The organism is Bacillus sp. SIMBA_154 (genome assembly GCF_046536015.1).
GTDB lineage: Bacteria > Bacillota > Bacilli > Bacillales > Bacillaceae > Bacillus > Bacillus pumilus_P.
The window spans coordinates 1-253 of the sequence record NZ_JAWJBV010000456.1; the positions used below are offsets into that span (position 1 = coordinate 1).

Genomic DNA, 253 nt, shown 5'->3' on the forward strand with positions numbered 1-253 from the left:
TATGGTCCGGGCAGCGTGGGGCATTGACGGTGGCGACATCGTCCCGGGGCAGTTTGCCGGCCGGCGAATCTTCGAATCGCGCACCGGACCGGGGCGCCTCCTACGTTTCTCCGGCCCGGATGCTGCGCTGCGAGCGCGGCGACAGTTGGCGTGTTGACGGCGTGACCTTCACCTTCCTGCATCCCGCGGCGGCAGCGGCCGCGCTGGAGGCCGATCGCAACGCCAACAGTTGCGTGTTGCGCGTCGCGGGCCG

General features: G+C 70.4%; 1 protein-coding gene. It reads left to right on the forward strand.

The window, feature by feature from the left end:
* Positions 1–29: 29 nt before the first annotated feature.
* Positions 30–253 (forward strand): hypothetical protein (locus R0K30_RS22755; RefSeq protein WP_410613206.1); only part of this gene is annotated, 224 nt, incomplete at its 3' end.